This is a genomic window from Sphingomonas baiyangensis (genome assembly GCF_005144715.1).
Classification (GTDB): domain Bacteria; phylum Pseudomonadota; class Alphaproteobacteria; order Sphingomonadales; family Sphingomonadaceae; genus Sphingomonas; species Sphingomonas baiyangensis.
Genome location: NZ_SWKR01000001.1, coordinates 546,499 through 568,709, shown reverse-complemented (window position 1 = coordinate 568,709; position 22,211 = coordinate 546,499). Strand labels below are relative to the sequence as shown.

At 70.4% G+C, this 22,211-nt stretch carries 20 protein-coding genes; 12 read left to right on the top strand and 8 right to left on the bottom strand.

Annotated features, from left to right (window positions below; all coding sequences use genetic code 11):
• The first annotated feature begins 20 nt into the window (after nucleotides 1-20).
• Nucleotides 21-971, top strand: a complete 951-nt coding sequence (locus tag FBR43_RS02815; protein ID WP_136941691.1) for a winged helix DNA-binding protein — start codon at nucleotides 21-23, stop codon at nucleotides 969-971.
• Between the two features lie 4 nt (nucleotides 972-975).
• On the opposite strand, the gene FBR43_RS02810 is transcribed toward FBR43_RS02815, so the two are convergent.
• From FBR43_RS02810 to FBR43_RS02795, 4 genes are read right to left on the bottom strand one after another with little or no spacing between them, the layout of a single operon-like run.
• Entirely contained in the window at nucleotides 976-4,386 is a 3,411-nt protein-coding gene (locus FBR43_RS02810; RefSeq protein WP_136941690.1) for a chromosome segregation SMC family protein, read from the bottom strand.
• A gap of 10 nt (nucleotides 4,387-4,396) precedes the next feature.
• Nucleotides 4,397-5,113, bottom strand: coding sequence for a thioredoxin domain-containing protein (locus FBR43_RS02805; RefSeq protein ID WP_169542444.1), 717 nt, complete (start codon nucleotides 5,111-5,113; stop codon nucleotides 4,397-4,399).
• A gap of 27 nt (nucleotides 5,114-5,140) precedes the next feature.
• Nucleotides 5,141-5,803: a DsbA family protein gene (locus FBR43_RS02800; RefSeq protein WP_136941689.1), complete on the bottom strand. Its 663-nt coding sequence runs from the start codon at nucleotides 5,801-5,803 to the stop codon at nucleotides 5,141-5,143.
• The gene (locus FBR43_RS02795) at nucleotides 5,803-6,339 is read right to left on the bottom strand and encodes a DUF721 domain-containing protein (protein WP_136941688.1); all 537 of its coding nucleotides are present in this window, start codon (nucleotides 6,337-6,339) and stop codon (nucleotides 5,803-5,805) included. The genes FBR43_RS02800 and FBR43_RS02795 overlap by 1 nt, the downstream gene beginning before the upstream one ends.
• A gap of 27 nt (nucleotides 6,340-6,366) precedes the next feature.
• Here FBR43_RS02795 and FBR43_RS02790 point away from each other — a divergent pair, with 27 nt between their 5' ends.
• The 3 genes from FBR43_RS02790 to nudC are packed head-to-tail and all read left to right on the top strand — an operon-like array spanning nucleotide 6,367 to nucleotide 9,612.
• Nucleotides 6,367-7,416, top strand: coding sequence for an A/G-specific adenine glycosylase (locus FBR43_RS02790; protein WP_136941687.1), 1,050 nt, complete (start codon nucleotides 6,367-6,369; stop codon nucleotides 7,414-7,416).
• Nucleotides 7,413-8,735, top strand: coding sequence for a serine hydrolase domain-containing protein (locus FBR43_RS02785; RefSeq protein ID WP_136941686.1), 1,323 nt, complete (start codon nucleotides 7,413-7,415; stop codon nucleotides 8,733-8,735). The genes FBR43_RS02790 and FBR43_RS02785 overlap by 4 nt, the downstream gene beginning before the upstream one ends.
• Nucleotides 8,722-9,612, top strand: coding sequence for an NAD(+) diphosphatase (nudC, locus tag FBR43_RS02780; protein ID WP_249276419.1), 891 nt, complete (start codon nucleotides 8,722-8,724; stop codon nucleotides 9,610-9,612). Before FBR43_RS02785 ends, nudC begins: the two co-directional genes overlap by 14 nt.
• Nucleotides 9,613-9,615: 3 nt before the next feature.
• On the opposite strand, the gene FBR43_RS02775 is transcribed toward nudC, so the two are convergent.
• Nucleotides 9,616-10,506: a prephenate dehydratase gene (locus FBR43_RS02775; protein ID WP_136941685.1), complete on the bottom strand. Its 891-nt coding sequence runs from the start codon at nucleotides 10,504-10,506 to the stop codon at nucleotides 9,616-9,618.
• Nucleotides 10,507-10,618: 112 nt separating this feature from the next.
• On the opposite strand from FBR43_RS02775, the gene FBR43_RS02770 reads away from it, so the two are divergent.
• Entirely contained in the window at nucleotides 10,619-11,308 is a 690-nt protein-coding gene (locus tag FBR43_RS02770; protein ID WP_136941684.1) for a c-type cytochrome, read from the top strand.
• A gap of 69 nt (nucleotides 11,309-11,377) precedes the next feature.
• Here the strand turns inward: FBR43_RS02770 and FBR43_RS02765 are convergent, their stop codons facing one another.
• Together FBR43_RS02765 and FBR43_RS02760 are read right to left on the bottom strand one after the other, a co-directional pair.
• Nucleotides 11,378-12,247 carry an LOG family protein gene (locus FBR43_RS02765; RefSeq protein ID WP_136941683.1) on the bottom strand — a complete coding sequence of 290 codons (870 nt, stop codon included), beginning with the start codon at nucleotides 12,245-12,247 and terminating at the stop codon, nucleotides 11,378-11,380.
• 23 nt (nucleotides 12,248-12,270) lie between these two features.
• Nucleotides 12,271-12,933 carry an extensin family protein gene (locus tag FBR43_RS02760; protein ID WP_136941682.1) on the bottom strand — a complete coding sequence of 221 codons (663 nt, stop codon included), beginning with the start codon at nucleotides 12,931-12,933 and terminating at the stop codon, nucleotides 12,271-12,273.
• Nucleotides 12,934-13,082: 149 nt separating this feature from the next.
• Here FBR43_RS02760 and FBR43_RS02755 point away from each other — a divergent pair, with 149 nt between their 5' ends.
• The 6 genes from FBR43_RS02755 (at nucleotide 13,083) to clpS (ending at nucleotide 20,008) form a co-directional block, all read left to right on the top strand.
• Nucleotides 13,083-13,913, top strand: a complete 831-nt coding sequence (locus FBR43_RS02755; protein WP_249276418.1) for a hypothetical protein — start codon at nucleotides 13,083-13,085, stop codon at nucleotides 13,911-13,913.
• Between the two features lie 127 nt (nucleotides 13,914-14,040).
• Nucleotides 14,041-15,210, top strand: a complete 1,170-nt coding sequence (locus tag FBR43_RS02750; RefSeq protein ID WP_136941681.1) for a phosphoserine transaminase — start codon at nucleotides 14,041-14,043, stop codon at nucleotides 15,208-15,210.
• 113 nt (nucleotides 15,211-15,323) lie between these two features.
• The gene (serA, locus tag FBR43_RS02745; protein ID WP_136941680.1) at nucleotides 15,324-16,901 is read left to right on the top strand and encodes a phosphoglycerate dehydrogenase; all 1,578 of its coding nucleotides are present in this window, start codon (nucleotides 15,324-15,326) and stop codon (nucleotides 16,899-16,901) included.
• A 123-nt stretch (nucleotides 16,902-17,024) separates the two neighbouring features.
• Nucleotides 17,025-18,116 (top strand): ATP phosphoribosyltransferase regulatory subunit, encoded by a 1,092-nt coding sequence (locus FBR43_RS02740; RefSeq protein ID WP_136941679.1) that lies wholly within the window; start codon nucleotides 17,025-17,027, stop codon nucleotides 18,114-18,116.
• A complete protein-coding gene (locus tag FBR43_RS02735; RefSeq protein WP_136941678.1) occupies nucleotides 18,113-19,582 on the top strand; it encodes a phospholipase D-like domain-containing protein in 1,470 nt (489 codons plus the stop codon). The genes FBR43_RS02740 and FBR43_RS02735 overlap by 4 nt, the downstream gene beginning before the upstream one ends.
• Before the next feature lie 66 nt (nucleotides 19,583-19,648).
• Nucleotides 19,649-20,008, top strand: coding sequence for an ATP-dependent Clp protease adapter ClpS (gene clpS / locus FBR43_RS02730; protein WP_136941677.1), 360 nt, complete (start codon nucleotides 19,649-19,651; stop codon nucleotides 20,006-20,008).
• A 39-nt stretch (nucleotides 20,009-20,047) separates the two neighbouring features.
• Here clpS and FBR43_RS02725 read toward each other — a convergent pair whose 3' ends face one another.
• Nucleotides 20,048-20,755, bottom strand: a complete 708-nt coding sequence (locus FBR43_RS02725; protein WP_249276417.1) for a Crp/Fnr family transcriptional regulator — start codon at nucleotides 20,753-20,755, stop codon at nucleotides 20,048-20,050.
• 148 nt (nucleotides 20,756-20,903) lie between these two features.
• Between FBR43_RS02725 and murA the strand changes: the two genes are divergently transcribed.
• Entirely contained in the window at nucleotides 20,904-22,187 is a 1,284-nt protein-coding gene (gene murA / locus FBR43_RS02720; RefSeq protein WP_136941675.1) for a UDP-N-acetylglucosamine 1-carboxyvinyltransferase, read from the top strand.
• Nucleotides 22,188-22,211: the final 24 nt, after the last annotated feature.

Sequence of the window (22,211 nt, the reverse complement as noted above, 5' to 3'; positions counted from 1 at the left end):
GTCCTTACAGGAACATGGGCATGATGCGACATGAAGCCGAGCCGACCGTATATGCCTTCGATGGCCGCGACGAGCGTGCGATGCTGGTGATCGCATGCGAAGGCTCGGGCCGCGCCGACATCGTCGAGGCCGGCACCGCCGCCGGCGCGCGCATCCAGCAGCAGCTCGACCCGGCCGAAGCCGGCGCCGCGATCGCCAGGACGCCGCGCATCGAGGCGATCGCCATCGACCTGGCCGGCGTGCCCGACGCGCTGGCCGAGGATCTGCTGACCGGCATCGATCTGCTGGCGCATGAGCGGGCGATCCCGGTGATCGCCAGTTTCGGCGCCGACCGGCTCGATCTCGTCGCCGCGCGGCTGACGCATCCAGATGCGCATTTGCTGTGCGATCCCGACCCGTTCGATCGCGTCGCCGCCATTCTGGCGTTGCAAACCGAAGCACCGCGCCTCCACGATGCCGCGCGCGAGGCCGAGCAGCACCGGCTGCGCACGCTCAACGCCGAGGTGGCCCGCATCGCCGAGACGCTGGCGCGGCTGGCGCGAAGCGAGCCGCCGCTCGCCGCCGACAATCTGCGCGATCGCAGCATGGGCTTCGTCGCGCAGCCGCCGGCCGAAGCGACGCCCGCGATCGACGCGGGCGAAATCCGCGCGACCATCGCCGCACGCCGCCTCCGCGCGCGCTTCTTCCCCGCCGATCTGTTCGCCGATCCCGCCTGGGACATGCTGCTCGACCTGTTCGCAGCGCATCTGGAGCGCGCGCGCGTATCAGTATCGAGCCTGTGCATCGCGGCGCAGGTGCCTTCGACGACGGCGCTTCGCTGGATCAAGACGATGCAGGAAGCCGGCCTGCTCGAACGCAGCGACGATCCGTTCGACCGTCGGCGCGCCTTCATGGCGCTGTCGCAGGCGGCGGTCGGCGGGATGCAGGCCTATGTCGCGGCGACGCGCCGCCAGCGCCTGCCGATCGCCTGACGCGCTATTCGGCGGCGAGCAGCGCGTCGGCGGCGCCCAGATCGACGCTGACCAGCCGGCTGACGCCGCGCTCGATCATCGTGACGCCGAACAGCCGGTGCATGCGGCTCATCGTCACGGCATTGTGCGTGACGATCAGATAGCGCGTATCGGTCTCGCGCGTCATCGCGTCGAGCAGGTCGCAGAAACGGTCGATATTGGCGTCGTCGAGCGGGGCGTCGACCTCGTCGAGCACGCAGATCGGCGCCGGATTGGTGAGGAACAGGCCGAAGATGAGCGCGACGGCGGTGAGTGCCTGTTCGCCGCCCGACAGCAGCGTCAGCGATTGCAGCTTTTTGCCCGGCGGCTGCGCCATGATCTCGAGCCCGGCTTCGAGCGGATCGTCCGAATCGACCAGCGCCAGATGCGCCTCGCCACCGTCGAACAAGGTCGCGAACAGGCGGCGGAAATGGCCGTCGACTGCCTCGAACGCCGCGAGCAGCCGCTGGCGCCCCTCGCGGTTGAGCGTGTGGATCGCGCCGCGCAGCCGCGTGACGGCTTCGCCCAGCTCGTCATGCTCGCGCGCATTGGCGCCGCGCGCGGCGTCGAGCTCGGCGAGTTCGGCCTCGGCGATGAGGTTGACCGGCCCGATCCGCTCGCGCTCGGCCATCAGCCGCTCGTGCGCCGCGGCCTCGTCGGCGGGGGTGCCGACTTCGACAGCCTCGAAGCCCGCGCGTTCGGGCAGCAGGGGCGGCGGACATTCGAACCGCTCGCCCGACACACGCCCCATCTCGACGCGGCGCAGATCCTGGCTTTCGGCACGCGCGGCGGCGCCCGCACGTGCCTCGCGCGCTTCTGCGAGCGCCTCGCTCGCCGATCGCGCGGTCGTCTCGGCGTGGCGGAGCGTCGTTTCTGCCGCGCGCTCGGCGTCGGCGCGCGTATCGGCCGCGTCGCGGGCGCCACGCGCGGCGCGTTCGGCATCGGCGCTCGCCGCAAGCAGTTGCGCGGGCCGGTCGGCGAGGCGTGCGCGCTCGGCATCGGTCTCGCGGCCGCGCTTGACGAGCTCGGCGATGCGGCGCGCAGCTTCGCCGGCACGCGCGCGCCAGCCCTTGGCCTCGGCAAGCGCGGCGGCGTGCCGCTCGCGATCCTGTGCGAGCGCCTGCTCGAGAGCGGCGCGATCGCCGCGCGCGACCGCGACGGTGACGCGTCGCCGGTCGGCATCGGTCGACAGGCTCACGACACGCTCGCGCGTCGCGCGACCGTCGGGCAGCGCCGCGATTGCTGCATCGGCGCGCGCGAGTTCGTCGGCAGCCTCGGCCAGATCGGCGCCGGCACGCGCCGCGCGTGCGTCGAGATCGGTGCGTTGCGCATCGAGCCGCTCGATCGCGGTGGTCGCGCGATCCTCGCCGCGCGCCGCTTCGCGTTCGCTGCGGTCGCTCGCTTCGAGCAGGCGGCGGGCGTCGGCCGCCGCCGCGCGCGCGCCGGCGATCGCCGCCTCGATGCGTGCGAGTTCGGCATCGGCGGCATCGAGCGCGCTGGCGGCGGCAGGGCGCGCGGCCTCGATTGCGCGCAGCCGGTTCAGCCGCTCGAGCCGCTCGGCCGCCGCCGCGCCGCTGCCGCGCGCGATCAGCCCGTCCCAGCGGCGCATCTCGCCTGCCAGCGTCACGATGCGCTGCCCCGCGGCGAGCGGCTGTCCGTCGTCGCTCTCGACGACGAAGGTCTGTGCCAGCCGGCGGGCCAGCAGCGCGGGCGCTGCGACCTGCGTGGCTAGCGGCACGGCCCCCGGCGGCGGCGGCGGATCGCCCGGCTGCGCATCGGCGCCCGTCCAGTGGCGATCGGCGGCGGGGTCGCGCCCTGCCTCGAGATCGTCGCCGAGCGCGGCGGCGAGTGCGCGCTCATAGCCCGGGGCGGGGCGCACGAGATCGAGCAGCCGCTCGCGCGGGCCCGGCCGCGTGGCGCGGCTGAGTGCGGCGGCTTCGCTGTCGAGCGTGGCGAGATCGGCATGCGCTTGTGCGCGCGTTGCCTGCGCACGCTGCCGCGCCTCGATCGCGCCGCGCTCCTCGGCATCGGCGGTGGCGAGCGCATCGCGCGCGGCAGCAGCGTTGCGCGCGGCGGCGGCGCGCGCCGTCATGGCGGCATCGCGCGCGCTGTGCAGCGGGGCCGCGTCGCCCAGCGTCGCGCGCTCGGCATCGATGCGCGCGGCGTCGCGCCGCGTGCGCTCGTGGCGTGCCTGCGCGGCGAGTCGCGCAGCCTCGGCGACCCGCACCTCGGCGGCTTCGGCCGCCTGTGCTGCCAGCGCCTGTGCCAGCGCGACCTCGGCATCGCGCGCATCACGCTCGGCGGTGGCGAGCACGGTGTCGAGCGCGGGAATGCGCTGTGTCGCGTCGGCGATCCGCCGGTCGAGCGCCTTGGCTTCGTCGCCCAGCCGCGCGATCGTCGCGGCGGCGTCGCTCGCGAGGCTTCCTTCGCGTGCGCGGTCCTCGGCCAGCCGCCTGGCGGCCTGTGTCAGCTCGTCGAGCCGGCGCTCGACGCCGGCGCGTTCGCGGCGCAGCGCATCGAGATGGCCGGCGGCGGCGGTGGCGGCATCGCGCGCCGCCTGCGCTGCCGAGCGCGCATCGCCGAGCGCGCGCTGTGCCGTTTCCTGTGCGTGCTCGGCGGTTGCCTGTGCCGCCTGCCGAGCGGCGACCAGCGCGTCGGCGTCGGCAGCCTCGGTGCGAGCGAGATCGGCGGCGGCGGCGGCGTCGCGCCAGCGCGCGAAGATCATCCGGCCCTCGGCGGTGCGGATGCGGTCCGACAGGATGCGATAGCGTTCGGCTTGGCGCGCCTGGCGCCGCAGTGCGCCGGCGCGCGCATCCTGATCGGCGATCACGCTGCCCAGCCGCTCGAGATTGGCTTCGGTCGCGCGCAGCCGCGCCTCGGCATCCTTGCGGCGCACATGCAGCCCGGCGATGCCGGCGGCTTCCTCGAGCATCGCGCGGCGCTCGGCGGGGCGCGCCGCGATGATCGCGCCGATGCGCCCCTGGCTGACGAGCGCAGGCGAATGCGCACCGGTTGCGGCATCGGCGAACAGGAGCGCCACGTCCTTGGCGCGCACGTCGCGGCCGTTGATGCGATAGGCCGAACCCGCGCCGCGCTCGATCCGGCGGACGACCTCTACCTCCTCGTCGGCGCCTGCCAGTCCCTCGGCGTGGAGCGCCACCTCGGCGAATTCGCGCGCGGGCCGCGTCGCGGTGCCCGCGAAGATCACGTCCTCCATGCCCGCGCCGCGCAGCGACCGGGCCGAGCTTTCGCCCATTGCCCAGCGCAGCGCTTCGAGCAGGTTCGACTTGCCGCAGCCATTGGGGCCGACGACGCCGGTGAGGCCCGGCGCGATATGCAGGTCGGCGGGATCGACGAAGCTCTTGAAGCCGGTCAGGCGGAGCCGCGTGATCCGCATTCGTCGTGCGTCAGGCGCCGCGCTGGCGCAGCGCCGCCTGCACCTGTTCCCAGCTCACCGCGTCGATCTTGTCGCCGTTGATGAAGAAGCTCGGCGTGCCCGTTACTTCGGTCGCGTCCTGCGTCGCCTTCACCAGCCGCTCGATCGTCGCGGTATCGGCGAGGCAGGCGCGCGCCTGTGCCTCGGGAATGCCGCGCTGCTGAACGAATTCGAGATAGCCGCCCTGCTCGGCGACTGCCGTCACCTGCTCGGCGGGGCTCATATTCTGCATCTGTGCCTGCACCTCGGGCGTCATCGCCTGGAGCCGCTCGAAGAATTGCGGCTGGTTGGCGTACATCTGCTCCATGATCGGGAAGAACGGCCCCGGCCCGCCGCAGCGCCCCAGCGCCGCGGCGGCGATGTCGGCGCCCGATCCGAGCAGGAAGTCGCGGAACTCGAAGCTCACCTTGCCGGAGCTGACCATCTGCGTCAGCGGTTCATAGCCGTCACGCGCAAAGGCGGCGCAGGCAGGACAGCCGCGCGAGCCATATTCGACGAGCTTGATGGGCGCATCGGGGTTGCCCATGCGGAAGCCGCCTTCGGGCGTCTCGGAGACGACTTCGGTCCATTGCTGGCCGGCGGGTGGCGTCGCGCCGGCAACGGGTTCGGCGGGCGCGCTCGAATTGCCGGCGTCGCCGCCACAGGCGGCGAGCAGCGCGATGGGGGCAAGTGCCAGGATGACACGCATCAGTTTCACTCCGTCGGAAATAGGGGTTCAGCGCGCGCCGGCGGCACGCAGTTGCGGTTCGAGGCTCGCCCAGTCATGCCCTTCGACGAGCTGGCCGTTGATCTCGAAGCTGGGGGTGCCGCGGATGCGGCCCGAGGCGCCCTGTGCGATGGCGATCAGCCGGTCGCGATCGGCAGTGGCGGCGAGACATTTGGCGGCGCCGCCGGGGATGCGCTTGTCGAGCAGGGCGGTGAGGCCGGTGCCATCGGCGGCGGCCTTCAGCTGCTGGGCCTGCGGCGCGTCCTGCGCGATCTGGAGCCTCTGCGCCTTGGCGAGCATCGCCGGCTGCTGCGCGAACACCGCTTCCTGCGCGGCGAGCAGCCCGGCGGGGCCGGTGCAGCGCACCAGCATGCCGGCCGCCAGATCGATACCGTTGCGCGTCAGCGGGCGCAATTCGATGCTCACCGATCCGTTGCGGACCATGCCGTCGAGCAGCGGCGCCTTCGAATCGCGCACGAACTCGCCGCAATGCGGGCAGGTGTAGCTCAGATATTCGACCAGCTTCACCTTGGCTGCCGGATTGCCGACGACATGCGCGCCGCCCGGCGTCGCACGCACGGCCTTGCGCCAGTCGCGCTGCCCTTGCGCATCGGCGCCGGCGGACAGGAGGAACGCGCTCATCAGCGCGGCAAGCAACCAGAACAGACGCATCAACGCACCTTGCCAAGAACGGGGATCGATTTGGGTTCGGCCAGCCCCGAGGCCAGCGCCTCGAGCACGGCCTTCAACTCGGGATCGGCGATGTCGCGCAGCGAATCGCCGAGCTCGGCGGGCAGCGGCGGCGCGGCCGGGCGCGGCGTCGCACGCGCGCGCGGACGGCGCAGTTCGCCGGCGCGGATCACGATGCGCGCGACCGCGGCATAGCCGAAGAAGCGGTTGACGCGCTCGACGATCTCGGGCGCGATATGCTGCATCATCGGGCCGTGCGCGCCCGCCACCGTCAGCGTCAGCGTGCCGTCGGCGCGCTTGCCATGCGGGAACCGGATCGATTCGGGCGAGGAGACGCGCGCATAGCGCTCGCCGACGATCTCGCCCCAGCGGCTCACCACCGCCGACTGGACGAAGCCGAAGCGGCGAAAGGCGGCGCCGCCGATGTCGGGCAGAAGATCGGCCACCGGCCGCACGCGGTTCGAGCGCGGCGGCGGAGCAACGCTTTGCGGCTGACGGGTGCGGGGCGCCTTCGACATCGCGCATGCTCATGCCATAGCCGGCCTGTGTCTGCCAATCTTCCTTCGGTCGCGAGCGATCTGCTCGGATGGTATGATCGCCACGCGCGCGAGCTGCCGTGGCGCGCGCCGCCGGGCACGCCGCCGCCCGACCCCTATCGCGTCTGGCTGTCCGAAGTGATGCTGCAACAGACGCAGGTAGCCACCGTGCGCCCGCATTTCGAGCGCTGGGTGGCGCGCTGGCCCGATTTCGCCCGCCTGGCCGCCGCCGACGATGCCGAGGTGATGGCCGCCTGGGCGGGGCTTGGCTATTATGCCCGCGCGCGCAACCTCTTGAAGGGCGCACGCGCCATCGTTTCCGACCATGGCGGCCGCCTGCCCGACAGCGAGGCGGCGCTGCGCACGATCCCCGGCATCGGCGATTATACCGCCGCCGCCATCGCCGCGATCGCGTTCGGGCGGCGCGCCGTCGTCGTCGATGCCAATGTCGAGCGCGTCGTCGCGCGCCTCGCGGCGATCGACACGCCGCTGCCCGCCGCCAAGCCGGCGATCCGCGCCGCGACCGACGCGATCACGCCCGATGCGCATGCGGGCGATTTCGCGCAGGCGATGATGGATCTGGGCTCGACCATCTGCACCACGCGCGCGCCGCGCTGCCTGCTATGCCCGATCGCGCGCCATTGCCGCGCGCTGGCGGCAGGCGTGCCCGATCGCTTTCCGGTGAAGCCGACGAAGCGCGCGCGACCGGTGCGCCACGGCACGATGTTCTGGCTCGAGCGCGATGGCGCGGTGCTGTTGGTTCGCCGACCCGCGCGCGGGTTGCTGGGCGGCATGCGCGCGCTGCCGACGGGGCCGTGGAGCGACGCGCCGCCGGGCCTTGCCGATGCGCCCGCCGAGGCCGACTGGCGTATCAGCCCGGCGACCAGCGAGCATGGCTTCACGCATTTCACGCTCGTCTCGGCGCTTGCGAGCGCCGTAATCGACGGGCACATCGCGGTGGCGGACGGCGAATGGTGGCCGATCGCCCAAATCGAGTCGGCCGGGCTGCCGACGGTGTTCGCCAAGGCGGCTGCAATGTTCGAGGGGATGCGCGAATGAAGCTGGTTCAGGGAATTGCCGCCAGTGCGGCAGTGGCGCTCGTGCTGGCCGGCTGCGCTGCCACCGCACCTGCCGAGCCACAGGCGGCGCGCGCACCCGCCGCCCCGGCGCGCGCGGAATCGGCGCTCGATGCGATGGCGGCGCGCTATGTCGCCGAGGGCAAGGCGCCGGGCATCGTCCTCGCCACGGGGCAGGGCGACGCGCCCACCCGCTTCGCCGCTGCCGGCACGATCGCCACCGGTGCGGGCGCGGCCGCTGCGACGCCCGATACGCTGTGGCGCATCTATTCGATGACCAAGCCGATCACCGGCATGGCGGCGATGATGCTCGTCGAGGACGGCAAGCTCGCGCTCGACCAGCCGATCAGCGATTTCTTTCCCGGCTTCGCCAAGATGACGGTGCTCACCGACCCCGCCAACAGCCTCGCCTCGCGCCCCGCCACGCGCGCGATCACCGTACGGCACCTGCTGACGCACACCGCCGGGCTCGGCTATTCGATCAACACCAAAGGGCCGCTGCTCAAGGAATATGAGCGGCTGGGCCTCGTGCCCTTTGCCGCCAACCGCCAGATCGAGGCGGCGGTGCGCCCCGTCCGGCCGACGAGCCTGAAGCAGTTCGCCGAGCGTACCGCCACGCTGCCGCTGATCGCCGATCCGGGCACGCAGTGGAGCTATTCGATGAGCATCGACGTGCTCGGCGCGGTGATCGAGGCGGCATCGGGCATGGGGTTCGAGCAGTTCGTTTCCACGCGCATCCTGCAACCGCTGGGCATGACGAGCACCTATTGGCAGGTGCCCGCGAGCGAGGCGGGGCGGCTGGCCGACAACTACATCTGGGCGGGCGACAATCTGCTGCCCGGCGATCCGGCGGCGACCTCGACCTTTCTCGATGCGCCGTCCTTCGCCTATGGCGGTGCGGGGCTGGTATCGACGGCACGCGATTATGACCGGTTCCTGCACATGCTCCAGAATCTGGGCGAGCTCGACGGGCGGCGCGTGATGAAGGCCGAGACGGCGCGGATCGCAATGTCGAACCTGCTGCCGGCGGGCGTCACCTATGGCGGCGTCGCGGGCGCGACCGGAGGTGCGGCGTTGCCGCGCAGCGGCTATGGCGCGGCGGGATCGGTCACGCTCGAGGACGTGCCCGGCGGTCCGGCGGCGGGCACCTATGGATGGGGTGGCGCTGCCGGCACGATCGCCTGGGTCGACCCCAGGAACCGCGTGCGCGGCACCGGCATGGTCAATTATTTCCCCGCCGACAAATGGCCGCTGCGCAACGAGATGATCGCCGCGGTCTATCGCGACCTTGCCGCGCGCTGAGCGTGGCCGGGTAAGGCCCGGCTTCACGGGTGCCACGATCGACCGCGCCGATCGGTTGCGCGGCGATCCGGCGGCGCTGGCGGCGGCAATGGCTGATCCGCGCGCGCGCCTGCTCGCGCTCGACGGGCTCGATCCGCTGATCGAGCGCGGGCGGCTGCAATGGCGCGCGCTGGCCGAGGCGCCGCCCGGAGCCGATCTGGTGCTGCTCGGGCTGGTCGATGGCGTGCCGCACTTCGTCGCGGTCCCCGACCGCGCGGGCAACGCCGCGACGGGGCGGCCGCCGCACATCTTCGGGCTGCTCGCGCAACTGCCGCGCGACGAGATGGCGCTCTACGGCGCGGCGCGCGCGATGGTCGAATGGCATGGCCGCCATCGCTTCTGCCCCGCCTGCGCGGGCACGACCAGCGCGTTCAAGGGCGGCTGGGGGCGCCAGTGCGGTGGCTGCGGCGCGCAGCATTTCCCGCGCACCGATCCCGTCGTCATCATGCTCGCCGAGCATGATGGCGCGGTGCTGCTGGGGCGCGGGCTGGGCTGGCCCGAGGGGCGCTATTCGGCGCTGGCAGGCTTCGTCGAGCCCGGCGAATCGATCGAGGAAGCCGTGGCGCGCGAGCTGCTCGAGGAATCGGGTGTTCGCGCGTTCGATGTGCGCTACGTCGCCAGCCAGCCCTGGCCCTTCCCCTCGCAACTGATGATCGGCTGCCATTGCATCAGCGAAGGCCGCGCGCTCGACATCGACACCAGCGAGCTTGCCGACCTCATTTGGGCGACGCGCGACGAGGTGGTGGCGGCACTCGCGGGCGATGCAGACGCGCGCTTCATCGCGCCGCCGCCGTTCGCGATCGCGCGCGACCTGCTCGAATGGTGGGTGGCGGGCTGACGCCTATCCGCGTTTTCTTGCCTGCGGATAGCTGCCCAGCACGCGCACCCATTTCGAATGGAAGCCCAGCTCCTCGAGCGCGCGGTCGACCGCGGCGTCGCCGGGGCGGCCTTCGATGTCGGCGTAGAATTCGGTCGCCGCGAAGCTGCCGCCGCGCTGGTAGCTTTCCAGCTTGGTCATGTTGACGCCATTGGTGGCGAAGCCGCCCATCGCCTTGTAGAGGGCGGCGGGCACGTTCTTCACCTCGAAGATCAGCGTCGTCATCACCGCGCCGTCGCCAATGATCGGCCGGCTTCCGCGCGCGAGCACCACGAAGCGCGTCATGTTGTGATCGGCATCGGCGATATCGTCGGCGAGCAGGTTGAGGCCGTAGAGTTCGGCCGCCGCCGCCGGTGCCAGCGCGGCGATCGCGGGATCGCGCAGTTCGGCGACGACGGCGGCGGCGCCCGCGGTATCGGGATAGGCGACGGGGCGGATATCGTGCGCGCGCAGCCAGTGGCGGCACTGGCCGAGCGCCTGCGGATGGCTCATCGCCTGGCGCACCTCGTCGCGCGTGCCGGGCCCCATCAGCGCGTGGCGGATGGGAAGGAAATGCTCGCCGGTGATGACCAGCCCCGATTCGGGCAGCAGGAAATGGATGTCGGCGACGCGGCCGTGCAGCGAGTTCTCGATCGGGATGATCGCGCAGTCGGCGCGGCCCTCGCGCACCGCGTCTATCGCGTCGGCGAAATCGAAGCACGGCAGCGGCAACGCATCGGGAAAGGCCTGACGCATCGCGACATGGCTGTTGGCGCCCGGCGCCCCCTGAAACGCGACGGCGCGATCGGGCCGGGCGGCGGCGGCGGCGGTCATCGCATCGACCAGCGGGCGGGCGGGGGCGGCGAAACTGTCCATCGGCAGGTGCGACTATCCTTGAGCCGGGGGTACCGCAAGCGCGGCTTGCCGTGCCGGGAAAGCGCATCTAAAGGGACGCGACCTCATTCCTAGACGAGTTTTCGGCAGCGCAATGGACAATCGCTTCAACACGATCGCCGGCTGGGCCCTGGCGGGCATGACCGCGGCCCTTGGTCTCTCCATTGCAAGCGGCATGATCTTCCATGGTGAACGGCCCGAGACGATGGGCTATCCGATCGAGGGCGTGGTCGAGGAAGGCGGCGCCGCCGAAGCCGCGGTGCCGATCGCCACGCTGCTCGCCAGCGCCGATGTGGCGGCGGGGCAGGCCTCGTTCTCGAAATGCGCGTCGTGCCACTCGATCAACCAGGGCGGTGCGGCGGGCATCGGCCCCAATCTGTACGGCGTGATGGGCCAGCCGCACGGCGCCAAGCCCGGTTTCGCCTATTCGGACGCACTGAAGGGCATTTCGGGCAACTGGACGTTCGAAGCGATGAGCGACTGGCTGCTCAGCCCGCGCCGCTATGCGCCGGGCACCAAGATGAGCTTTGCCGGCCTGTCGAACGATCAGGAGCGCGCCAACGTCATCGCCTATCTCAATGCGCAGGGCTCGAACCTGCCGCTGCCGCCGCCGCCCGCGGCGGGCGCGGCGCCCGAAGGCGAGACGCCCGATCAGGCCGAAGCCGCGGCGAATGTCGATGCCGGCGCGCCGACCGCGAACATCGCCAATGCGGCGACCCCGGCAAGCGGCGCGCCTTCGCAGGATCCCGCCGCCGCCGAAGAGGCCGCCGACGTTCAGGACTGATCCTGCCGGCACCGGACATGAAAAGGGCCGCGGGTTTCCGCGGCCCTTTTTCGTGCGGACGGCGTAGCCTCAGCCCTCGCGGTCGCGCCAGAAGTCCTGGATGATCTCCCAGCCCTCCTCGGCGGTCTCGACCCAGGTGATGAGATCGAGATCGCGCGGCGAGATCACGCCTTCCTCGGCGAGCGCTTCCAGATTGACCACGCGGTCCCAGAATTCGCGGCCGTAGAACAACACCGGCATCCGCTCGATCTTGCCCGTCTGGATGAGCGTCAGCAGCTCGAACGATTCGTCGAAGGTGCCGAAGCCGCCGGGGAACACCGCCACCGCGCGCGCGCGCAGCAGGAAGTGCATCTTGCGCAGCGCGAAATAGTGGAACTGCATCGACAGCGACGGCGTGACATAGGGGTTGGGCGCCTGCTCGTGCGGCAGCACGATGTTGAGGCCGACCGATTCGGCACCGACATCGGTGGCACCGCGATTGGCCGCTTCCATGATCGAAGGTCCGCCGCCTGAACAGACGACGAAGTGGCGATCGCCCTTTTCGTCGCGCGGGAACGCGCTGGCCAGCCGCGCGAGCTCGCGCGCGACATCGTAATATTTCGACTTGGCGACCAGTCGCTCGGCCACGCGACGCGCGGCATCACCCTCGGCCAGATCGAGCACTGCCTGCGCCTTTGCCGGCTCGGGAATACGCGCCGATCCGTACATCACCAGCATCGAAGCGATCTTCGCCTCGTCGAGCAGCAATTGCGGTTTGAGCAGCTCGAGCTGGAAGCGCACAGGGCGCAGATCCTCGCGCAGCAGGAAGTCCAGATCCTGAAACGCCAGGCGATAGGCGGGATCCTCGGTCTGCGCGGTGTGCGTGCCGGTACGTGCGGTTTGGGCATCCTCGTCGGCGCGCCGGAAGACGCGCGACGGAACCTTGGTCTTGTCAGTCATCGCGGCGCCCTAGCCCAAGCCGTTCAGCGGCAAAAGGGCCTGCCGCCCATGTCGAGATGGAAGTGGTTGGCGTGGGCTGCGTTATATTCGGGCCCGAGCGCGGTGGTGAACCGCTTGCACGCCGATTCGAACACGATGCGCAGGAAGCGGCGTTCGCGATCGTCGCCCTTGTTCCACCCGTCGAGCACGCTCACGCGGCGACCGTCGCGCAGCACGAACACCGCGACGTCGACGGCATTGGCGCGGCCATGCTCGCTCAGCCGGCCGCTGCCGGCGATCGGGCGGCAATTATAGGTGCCGTAGCTTTCGATCCGCACCAGATCGCTGCCTAGCACCTGCCGCGCGGCGGGCGCGACGCCGTGACGTACCCAGTTGGAAAAGTTGCGCGCCAGCGGACAGCGCATCGATTTAAGGCCCGATACGGGCACGCCGATGTCGAGCAGCTGCACCGCGCCGACGACCATGCAGCCGCCGCCGAAATCCTGATTGGGCAATTGCCGATAGTCGACGCGGTCCTGGTCCAGATCGGCCCAGCACTGGCGCGTCTCGGCAGTGGGGCGATCGGGCAGGCGTTCGGCGCTGCGTGCCTTGGGCGGGGCGCGGCGCGAATCGCGCCGGTCGTCGTCGCCACCGCCGAAGATGCAGCCGGCGAGCAGGAGGGGGAGCAGAAGGATACCGATACGCATGGCGCCGAACCTAGCCGGGCATGGTTAACGCGCATCTAACGATTGGCGCCGATGGCCGCGCGCCGCGCCCGGCCTGCCCCATCGCCTCGGTTGCGCGGGCCCCGGCGTCTGCTATCGCGCGAGCGCCGCTCCCGAGAGTTTCGCGTTCCTTGCCATCCGCTGCCGTCCCCCTCGATGAAGCGCCTGCACCCGGCCGGTTGGCGCGGCTGCGCGAACGCTTCGGTCGACGCGCGGGCGGGCTTGCGCTGGCGATCCTGTTCGAGGGGCTGCTGGTGCTCGCGCTGCTGACGCTCTCGCCGTCGCTGGTGCGGCGCGAGGACGACAGCATGACGGTGTTCAGCGCACCTGCCGAGGTCGCCGCGCCGATCACCGAGCCGGCGGCCGAGGAAACCGCGCCCGATCCCGCGCCCGCCGAACGCGCCGCGCCGGCCGAACCGGCGACGCCGCCGCTTGCCGAGCTGCCGCCCGAAGTCGCGCGCGTGGTGCCGCCGCCCGTCGTGACGCCGCCGCCGCGCCTGCCGTTCATCGAGCTGACGCGGCGCGAGATGGCCGAGGCCGATATCGCCCGCCCGCCGCGGCCCGCGCCGCCGGCCCCCGCCACGCGGCCGCGTGCCGCTTATGGCCCGCCGGCCCCGGCGGCAGCGTCGAGCGGCGATACCGAAGTCGTGGGCACCGCGCCCAATGGCGAGCCGCTCTACGCCGCGGCCTGGTATCGCGAGCCCTATGACAATGAATTGAGCGGCTATCTCTCCACCGCGCGCGGTCCTGGCTGGGGGCTCATCGCCTGCCGCACGGTGCGCGATTTCCGCGTCGAGGATTGCGTGGCGCTCGGCGAATCGCCCGATCGCTCGAACATCGCGCGCGCGGTGCTCGCGGCGGCATGGCAGTTCCGCGTGCGCCCGCCGCAAAAGGGCGGCCAGCCGCTGGTGGGCAGCTGGGTGCGCATCCGCATCGACTATGGCACGCGGCCGCCGCGCTGAGGGGAGGTGGGCGAAACCGCTTGAAGCAAACCTCCAGCATCCTTGACACCGCAGCGCGCGCCGCTAGGGCCGGCGACGGGCCACGCGGTCCCAACGCCGCGCGTGCTCTCTGCAAGGAGAGACTGACATGACTGACTTCGTTGCCGCCGACGCCACCACTGCGTCCGCCGGACCTGCCGAAAAGCCGGCCACCAAACCCCAACGCCCGCATTTTTCCAGCGGTCCGTGCGCCAAGCCGCCGGGCTGGTCGCCCGAAAAGCTCGATACGCGCGTGATGGGACGCTCGCACCGCTCAAAGCTGGGCAAGGCGCGGTTGCAGCATGCGATCGACCTGACGCGGAAGATCCTTCAGGTGCCCGACACGCATCGCATCGGCATCGTCCCCGCTTCGGATACCGGCGCGGTCGAGATGGCGATGTGGTCGCTGCTCGGCGCGCGTCCCGTGACCCTGCTCGCATGGGAAAGCTTCGGCGAGGGTTGGGTGACCGACGCGGTCAAGCAGCTCAGGATCGAGCCGACGGTGCTGAAGGCGCCCTATGGCGAGATCGTCGACCTGACGACGGTCGACCAGAGCCACGACGTCATCTTCACCTGGAACGGCACCACCTCGGGCGTGCGCGTGCCCAATGGCGACTGGATCCGCGACGATCGCGAGGGGCTGTCGTTCGCCGACGCGACCAGCGCGGTGTTCGCGATGGACATGCCGTGGGACAAGCTCGATGTGACGACCTTCTCGTGGCAGAAGGTGATGGGCGGCGAGGGCGGCCACGGCGTGCTGATCCTGTCGCCGCGCGCGGTCGAGCGGCTCGAAAGCTACACCCCCGCCTGGCCGCTGCCCAAGATTTTCCGCATGACCAAAAGCGGCAAGCTGATCGAGGGCATCTTCAAGGGCGAGACGATCAACACGCCGTCGATGCTCGCGGTCGAGGATTATATCTTCGCGCTCGAATGGGCCGCGGGCATCGGCGGCCTGAACGCGCTGATCGGCCGCTCGACCGCCAATGCGACTGCGCTCGGCCGCATCGTCGACGAGCGCGACTGGCTCGGCCACCTCGCCGCCGATCCCGCCACGCGCTCGACCACCAGCGTCTGCCTGACGGTCGACGGCGCCGACGAGGGCTTCATCAAGAAGATGGCGTCGCTGCTCGAGGCCGAGGACGCCGCCTATGACGTGGCGGGCTATCGCGACGCACCGCCGGGCCTGCGCATCTGGTGCGGCGCCACCGTCGACACCGCCGATATCGAGGCGCTGGCGCCGTGGCTCGACTGGGCCTACGCCACCGCCAAGGCCGGCTGATCCCCTTTTTCCGTTCGCCCTGAGCTTGTCGAAGGGCGGTTCTTCTTCGCGCCGTTGCCAAGAGCAGGGCTTCGACAGGCTCAGCCCGAACGGCGAAACGAGAGGCTTATTCCATGCCCAAGGTACTGATTTCCGACAAGATGTCGCCGCTCGCCGCCCAGGTCTTCCGCGAACGCGGGGTCGAGGTGGACGAGATCACCGGCAAGACGCCCGACGAGCTCAAGGCCATCATCGGCGAGTATGACGGGCTCGCCATCCGCAGCTCGACCAAGGTGACGCCCGACATTTTGGCGCACGCCACCAACCTCAAGGTCATCGGTCGTGCGGGCATCGGCGTCGACAATGTCGACATTCCCGCCGCGTCGGCTGCCGGCGTGGTGGTGATGAACACCCCGTTCGGCAATTCGATCACCACTGCCGAACACGCCATCGCGCTAATGTTCGCGCTGGCGCGCCAGCTGCCCGAGGCCGACGCCTCGACGCAGGCGGGCAAGTGGGAGAAGAACCGCTTCATGGGCGTCGAGCTGACGGGCAAGACGCTGGGACTGATCGGCGCGGGCAATATCGGCTCGATCGTCGCCGATCGCGCGCAGGGCCTCAAGATGAAGGTCATCGCCTTCGACCCGTTCCTCAGCCCCGAGCGTGCGCTCGAGATCGGCGTCGAGAAGGTCGAGCTCGACCAGCTCCTGCCGCGCGCCGACTTCATCACGCTGCACACGCCGCTTACCGACCAGACGCGCAACATCCTGTCGGCCGAGAATCTGGCGAAAACGAAGAAGGGCGTGCGCATCATCAACTGCGCGCGCGGCGGGCTGATCGACGAGGCGGCGCTCAAGCAGCTGCTCGATTCGGGGCATGTCGCCGGCGCCGCGCTCGATGTGTTCGTGACCGAGCCGGCGAAGGAGCATCCGCTGTTCGGTACCCCCAATTTCGTCGCGACGCCGCATCTGGGCGCCTCGACCAACGAGGCGCAGGTCAACGTCGCGTTGCAGGTCGCCGAGCAGATGGCCGACTATCTCGTCTCGGGCGGCGTCACCAACGCGCTCAACATGCCAAGCCTCTCGGCCGAGGAAGCGCCGCGCCTCAAGCCCTATATGGCGCTGGCCGAGAAGCTCGGCAGCCTCGTCGGCCAGCTCGCGCATGGCGTCATCCCCCGAATCTCGATCCATGCCGAGGGCGCGGCGGCCGAACTCAACCAGAAGCCGATCGTCAGCGCCGTGCTGGCAGGCTATCTGCGCGTTCATTCGGATACGGTGAACATGGTCAACGCGCCCTATCTGGCGCGCGAGCGCGGCATCGAGGTGCGCGAGGTGCGTACCGAGCGCGAGGGCGACTATCACACGCTCATCCGCATCTCGGTGAAGACCGAAGCGGGCGAGCGATCGGTGGCGGGCACGCTGTTCGGCAACCAGGCGCCCCGGCTGGTCGAGCTGTTCGGCATCAAGGTCGAGGCCGATCTGGCGGGCCACATGCTCTATGTGGTGAACGACGATGCACCGGGCTTCATCGGCCGCATCGGCACGGCGCTGGGTGAGGCAGGCGTCAACATCGGCACCTTCCACCTCGGCCGCCGCGCGGCGGGCGGCGAGGCAGTGCTGCTGCTCTCGGTCGACGAGCCGGTGACGGGCGACCTCATCGCCAAGGTCCGCGCGCTGCCCGGCGTACGCACCGCGATGGCGCTGCGGTTCTGATAGGTCGTTTGAAAATGCGGCCGGCACCGCTCGAATGCGACCCCGGCGCATTCACAAGTTTCCACGCGTCGGGGGCGGCGAGCGTGCTTGTCGCCCCCTCGCGTATCGCGTAGCGCCGCGCGGATGACCGGCCTGCTTCCCGAAGGATTCCACGATCGCCTGCCGCCCTATGCCGATGCCGCGGCACGGCTCGAACGGCGCATGCTCGATAGCGCGTTCGCCTATGGCTATGAGCAGGTCGATCCGCCGCTCGCCGAGTTCGAGGCGGCGCTCGGCGCGCGGCTGAAGGCGGCGAATGCGCGCGACGCGGTGCGCTTCGTCGATCCGGTGTCGCAGCGGACACTGGCGATCCGGCCCGATATCACCGCGCAGGTGGGGCGCATCGCCGCCACGCGCATGGCGCACCACCCGCGCCCGCTGAGGCTCTCCTATGCCGGGCAGGTGCTGCGGCTTTCAGCGTCGCAGCTGCGGCCCGAGCGCGCGATGCGCCAGATCGGCTGCGAGCTGATCGGCCTCGATTCGGTCGAAGCCGCGCGCGAGGTCGTGGCGGTAGCGGTCGAGGCGCTCGAGGCGGCGGGGCTGACCGGCCTGTCGATCGATTTCACCCTTCCCGATCTGGTCGAGGCGCTGGGCGTGGTGCCGCCCGAGCGGCTGCGCACGCTGCGCGACGCGCTCGATGGCAAGGATGCCGCAGGCGTCGCGGCGATCGCGCCGGCCTATCTGCCGCTGATCGACGCCGCCGGGCCGTTCGATGCGGCGCTGGCGCGGCTCCGCGCGAGCGACCATGCCGGCCCGCTCGCCTCGCGGCTCGACGGGCTGGCCGCGATCGCGGCGTCGCTGCCCGCGAGCGTGACGCTGACGCTCGACCCCACCGAGCGGCATGGCTTCGAATATCAGAGCTGGCTGGGCTTCTCGATCTTCGCGGCCGGTGTGCCCGTGGAGATCGGGCGTGGCGGCACCTATACGGTGATGCACGACGGTGGCGCCGAGGAGCCCGCGGTGGGCTTTTCGCTCTACGCCGATCCCGTGCTCGCGGCGGGTCTGGCGCCGGCCGGCCGGCGGCGGCTGTTCATGCCCTATGGTACGCCGGCGGACATTGCGGCACAGTGGCGCCGCGAGGGGTGGGTGACGGTGGCCGCGCTCACGCCCGACGACAACGCTTCCGCGCAATTGTGCACGCACGTGCTCGGCACCGACGGACCGGAAACCACATGACGCTTGCCGAACAGGGATGGCGGACCGAGCATGCGACGCGCGCCGCCCTGGTCGTCGATGCTGCCGATTATTATGCCCATGCGCGCAAGGCGATGATGGCGGCGGAACACCAGATCATGCTCGTCGGCTGGGATTTCGACACGCGCATCCCGCTCGATCGAAGCTTTCCCGACGATGGCGCGCCGACCGAGCTGGGGCCGTTCCTCACCTGGCTTGCTGACAACCGGCCGGGGCTGTGCATCAACATCCTTACCTGGGGCATGGTGGCGGTAAAGACGCTGGCACGCGGCACCACGGCGCTGCGGCTCGCGCGCTGGATGGCGCACCCGCAGATCACCTTCAAGCCCGATGGCGCACACCCGTTCGGCGGCAGCCATCACCAGAAGATCATCGTCATCGACGATTCGCTCGCCTTTTGCGGTGGCATCGACATGACGGCCTCGCGCTGGGACACGCGCGAGCATCTCGACGACGACGAGCGCCGGCGGCGGCCGTTCACGCGGCGGCGCTACATGCCGTGGCACGACGCGTCGATGGCGCTCGAAGGGCCGGTCGCCAAGGCACTGGGCGAGTTGGCGCGCAGCCGGTGGGAAATCGCCGGCGGCAATACGCTGCCCGTACCGCAGGCGCATGACGGCATCTGGCCCGATGCGCTCGATCCGCATTTCCGCGACGTCGACGTCACGATCGCGCGCACGCGCGGGCTCAATGGCGATATCGACCAGATTCGCGAGATCGAGGCGCTGTTCGCCGCGATGATCGCCGGCGTCGAGCGCTTCGCCTATATCGAGACGCAATATTTCGCTTCGCGCGTCATCGCCGAGGCGATCGCCAAGCGGCTCGACGAGCCCGACGGCCCCGAGTTCGTCATCGTCAATCCCAAGGTCGCCGATGGCTGGCTCGAAGAAGAAGTGATGGGGGCGGCGCGCGCCGAGCTGATCGACGCGCTGCGCCAGCATCCGCATCACGAGCGCGCGCGCATCTACACCCCCGTCACGCGCAACGGCTGCGATATCTATGTCCATGCCAAGATCATGATCGCCGACGACAAGGTGCTGCGCGTCGGATCGGCGAACATGAACAACCGCTCGATGGGGCTCGACAGCGAATGCGACGTGCTGATCGAGGCCGAAACGCCCGACATCGCCGCGACGATCGCGGCGATCCGCGACGATCTGCTCGCCGAGCATCTGGGTGTCGCGCCGGAGGCGGTGGCTGAGACGCTGGCGAAGACGGGATCGCTGTTGCAGACGGTCGAGCGGCTGCGCGGCGACGGGCGCACGCTGGTGCCCTTCGAGCCGCCCGAGCAGAGCGACCTCGAGCGCGCGATGGCCGAGAGCAAGATGTTCGATCCCGAACATCCCGACGAGGCGTTCGAGCCCGCGACCAAGCGCGGCCTCGCCTCGCGCGTGCGACGGCGGGCGCGGCGGATGCGGCGGCGCGTGCGCCGGCACGTGCGGGGCTGAGCGGAGAAACATGGCCTCGCGGCCCCTTGCCCTTGCAGGCCCGCGTGCCATATTTCAGCGACTGTGATGCGCAACCAGATGAACCGCACGATCCGCATGGCCGAGGAGGGCGAGGGCGACGACGACAACGGCACGTCGCTCGGCGTCGCCACGCGCACGCGCACGCGCACCAAGAAGCCCACGCCCTATCGCGTGCTGATGCTCAACGACGACTACACGCCGATGGAGTTCGTCGTGCTCGTCCTCCAGCGCTTTTTCCGGATGGACATGGAGCAGGCGACGCAGGTGATGCTCCACGTCCACCAGCGCGGCGTGGGGGTGTGCGGCGTGTTCAGCTACGAGGTCGCCGAAACCAAGGTGACGCAGGTGATGGACTTCGCGCGCCAGAACCAGCACCCGCTGCAATGCACGCTCGAAAAGGCCTGAGGATCAGAACCCCGGGCTGAGCGCAGCGCCGGCGCCGCGTCAGCGGCCCTGCGGCAGCCAGCCGAGATCGAGGTCACAATAGCGGTCGACATAGTTGGTCGCGCGCATCAGCGCCGCCTCGTCGACGATCGTCACCCGGCCGCCCTCGCGGGCGATCAGCCTTTCCTCCTCGAGCTGGCGCAGCATGCGGTTGACGTGCACCGCGGTCAGCCCGGTGGCGTCGCCGATCTCCTCCTGCGTGAGCCCCAGCGTAAACGAATCGCTCACGCGCTTGTCGGTGGCGCGCAGGCGGTTGCGCAGTTCGAGCAGCAGCGAGCCGACGCGCGCCTTGGCTGAGGTGCGCCCCAGTGCCGCCAGCCGATCGGTCAGCGCCACGCGCTCGATCTGGCCGTAGACGAGGATCATCGAGGCGAGGCGCGGATGCTCGACGATGAGTTCGGACAGGCTCGACTTCTCGAACGGGCACACCGTGCACTCGGTCAGCGCGCAGATCGTCTCGGGCGCTTCCTCGTACAGCAACGTCGACAGGCCCAGCATGTCGCCGGGGAAGTGGAAGCGCAGAATCTGCCGGCTGCCGTCGTCGAGCAGCACATAGGTCATCATCGTGCCAGCGCGCAGCATGAACAGCTCGTCGGCGGCATCGTTGCTGCGCCGCAGGACCGAACCGCGCCGCAGGGTACGATTGCGTTCCTCCAGCCGCTCGAGTGCGCTGCATTCGTTCTCGGTAAGCGCGATATGCTCGCTCAATACGTCTGCGAAACAACTCCCGGCCACGCTTGCGTCCCCCCGTTTTGTTCGCGTCGTCAAGCAGTTGAATGCGTTTCCCGCATTAAAGTCGATCAAGGTTTCGCCAAAGCCGCCTTGCGTCGCGGTGCCCGTGCGATAGAAGCCCGCAATGGATCGCATCCTCATCCGCGGCGGCAAGCGCCTTGAAGGCCGCATTGCCATTTCGGGCGCGAAGAACGCCGCCCTTACGCTCATGCCCTGCGCGCTGCTCACCGACGAGCCGCTGACGCTCAGGAACCTGCCGCGGCTGGCCGATGTCGACGGCTTCGGCCATCTGCTCAACCAGCTCGGCGTCTCTACCACGGTCGAGGGCGCGCATCCTAGCGACTTCGGGCGCGTGATGACGATGCGCGCGCAGCGGCTGACCGCAACGGTCGCGCCCTATGACATCGTGCGCAAGATGCGCGCGTCGATCCTGGTGCTGGGGCCGCTACTCGCGCGCGCGGGCGAGGCGACGGTCTCGCTGCCCGGCGGCTGTGCGATCGGCAACCGCCCGATTGACCTTCATCTGAAGGCGCTCGAAGCGATGGGCGCCGAGATCGAGCTTGCGGCGGGCTATGTGAAGGCGGTGGCGCCGGGCGGCCGCCTGCCCGGCGGGCGCGTCAGCTTTCCCGTCGTGTCGGTCGGCGCGACCGAGAATGCGGCGATGGCGGCCGTGCTCGCCAGGGGCACCACGGTGCTCGAGAATGCCGCGCGCGAGCCCGAGATCGTCGATCTGTGCAACTGCCTGCTCGCGATGGGCGCATCGATCACCGGCATCGGCACCGAGACGCTGACGATCGACGGAGTAGATCGGCTTCACGGCGCCACTTATCGCGTGATGCCCGACCGGATCGAGGCGGGCAGCTATGCCTGCGCCGCCGCGATTACCGGCGGCGCGCTCGATCTGGTGGGCGCGAGCGCCGCCGACATGCGCGCGACGATCGCCGCGCTGGTCGAGGCGGGCGTCACCGTCGAGGAGCGGCGCGACGCGCTGCACGTCGCCGCCCCCGACGGGCTGCGGCCGCTGACGCTTTCGACCGCGCCCTATCCGGGCTTCGCCACCGACATGCAGGCGCAGTTCATGGCGATGCTGACACAGGCCGATGGCGCCAGCGTGCTGACCGAGACGATCTTCGAGAACCGCTACATGCACGTGCCCGAATTGTCGCGCATGGGCGCCGACATCACGGTGAAGGGCCGCTCGGCGGTGGTGCGCGGCCGCACGCCGCTGGTGGGCGCGCCGGTGATGGCGACCGATCTGCGCGCTTCGATGAGCCTCGTGATCGCCGGCCTCGCCGCTGAGGGCGAGACACAGGTAAGCCGCATCTACCATCTCGATCGCGGTTACGAGCGGCTCGAGGAGAAGTTGCAGGCGGTCGGCGCCGATATCGAGCGCGTCGGCGACGGCTAGATTTAATGCGGCACCGGCCCGCTC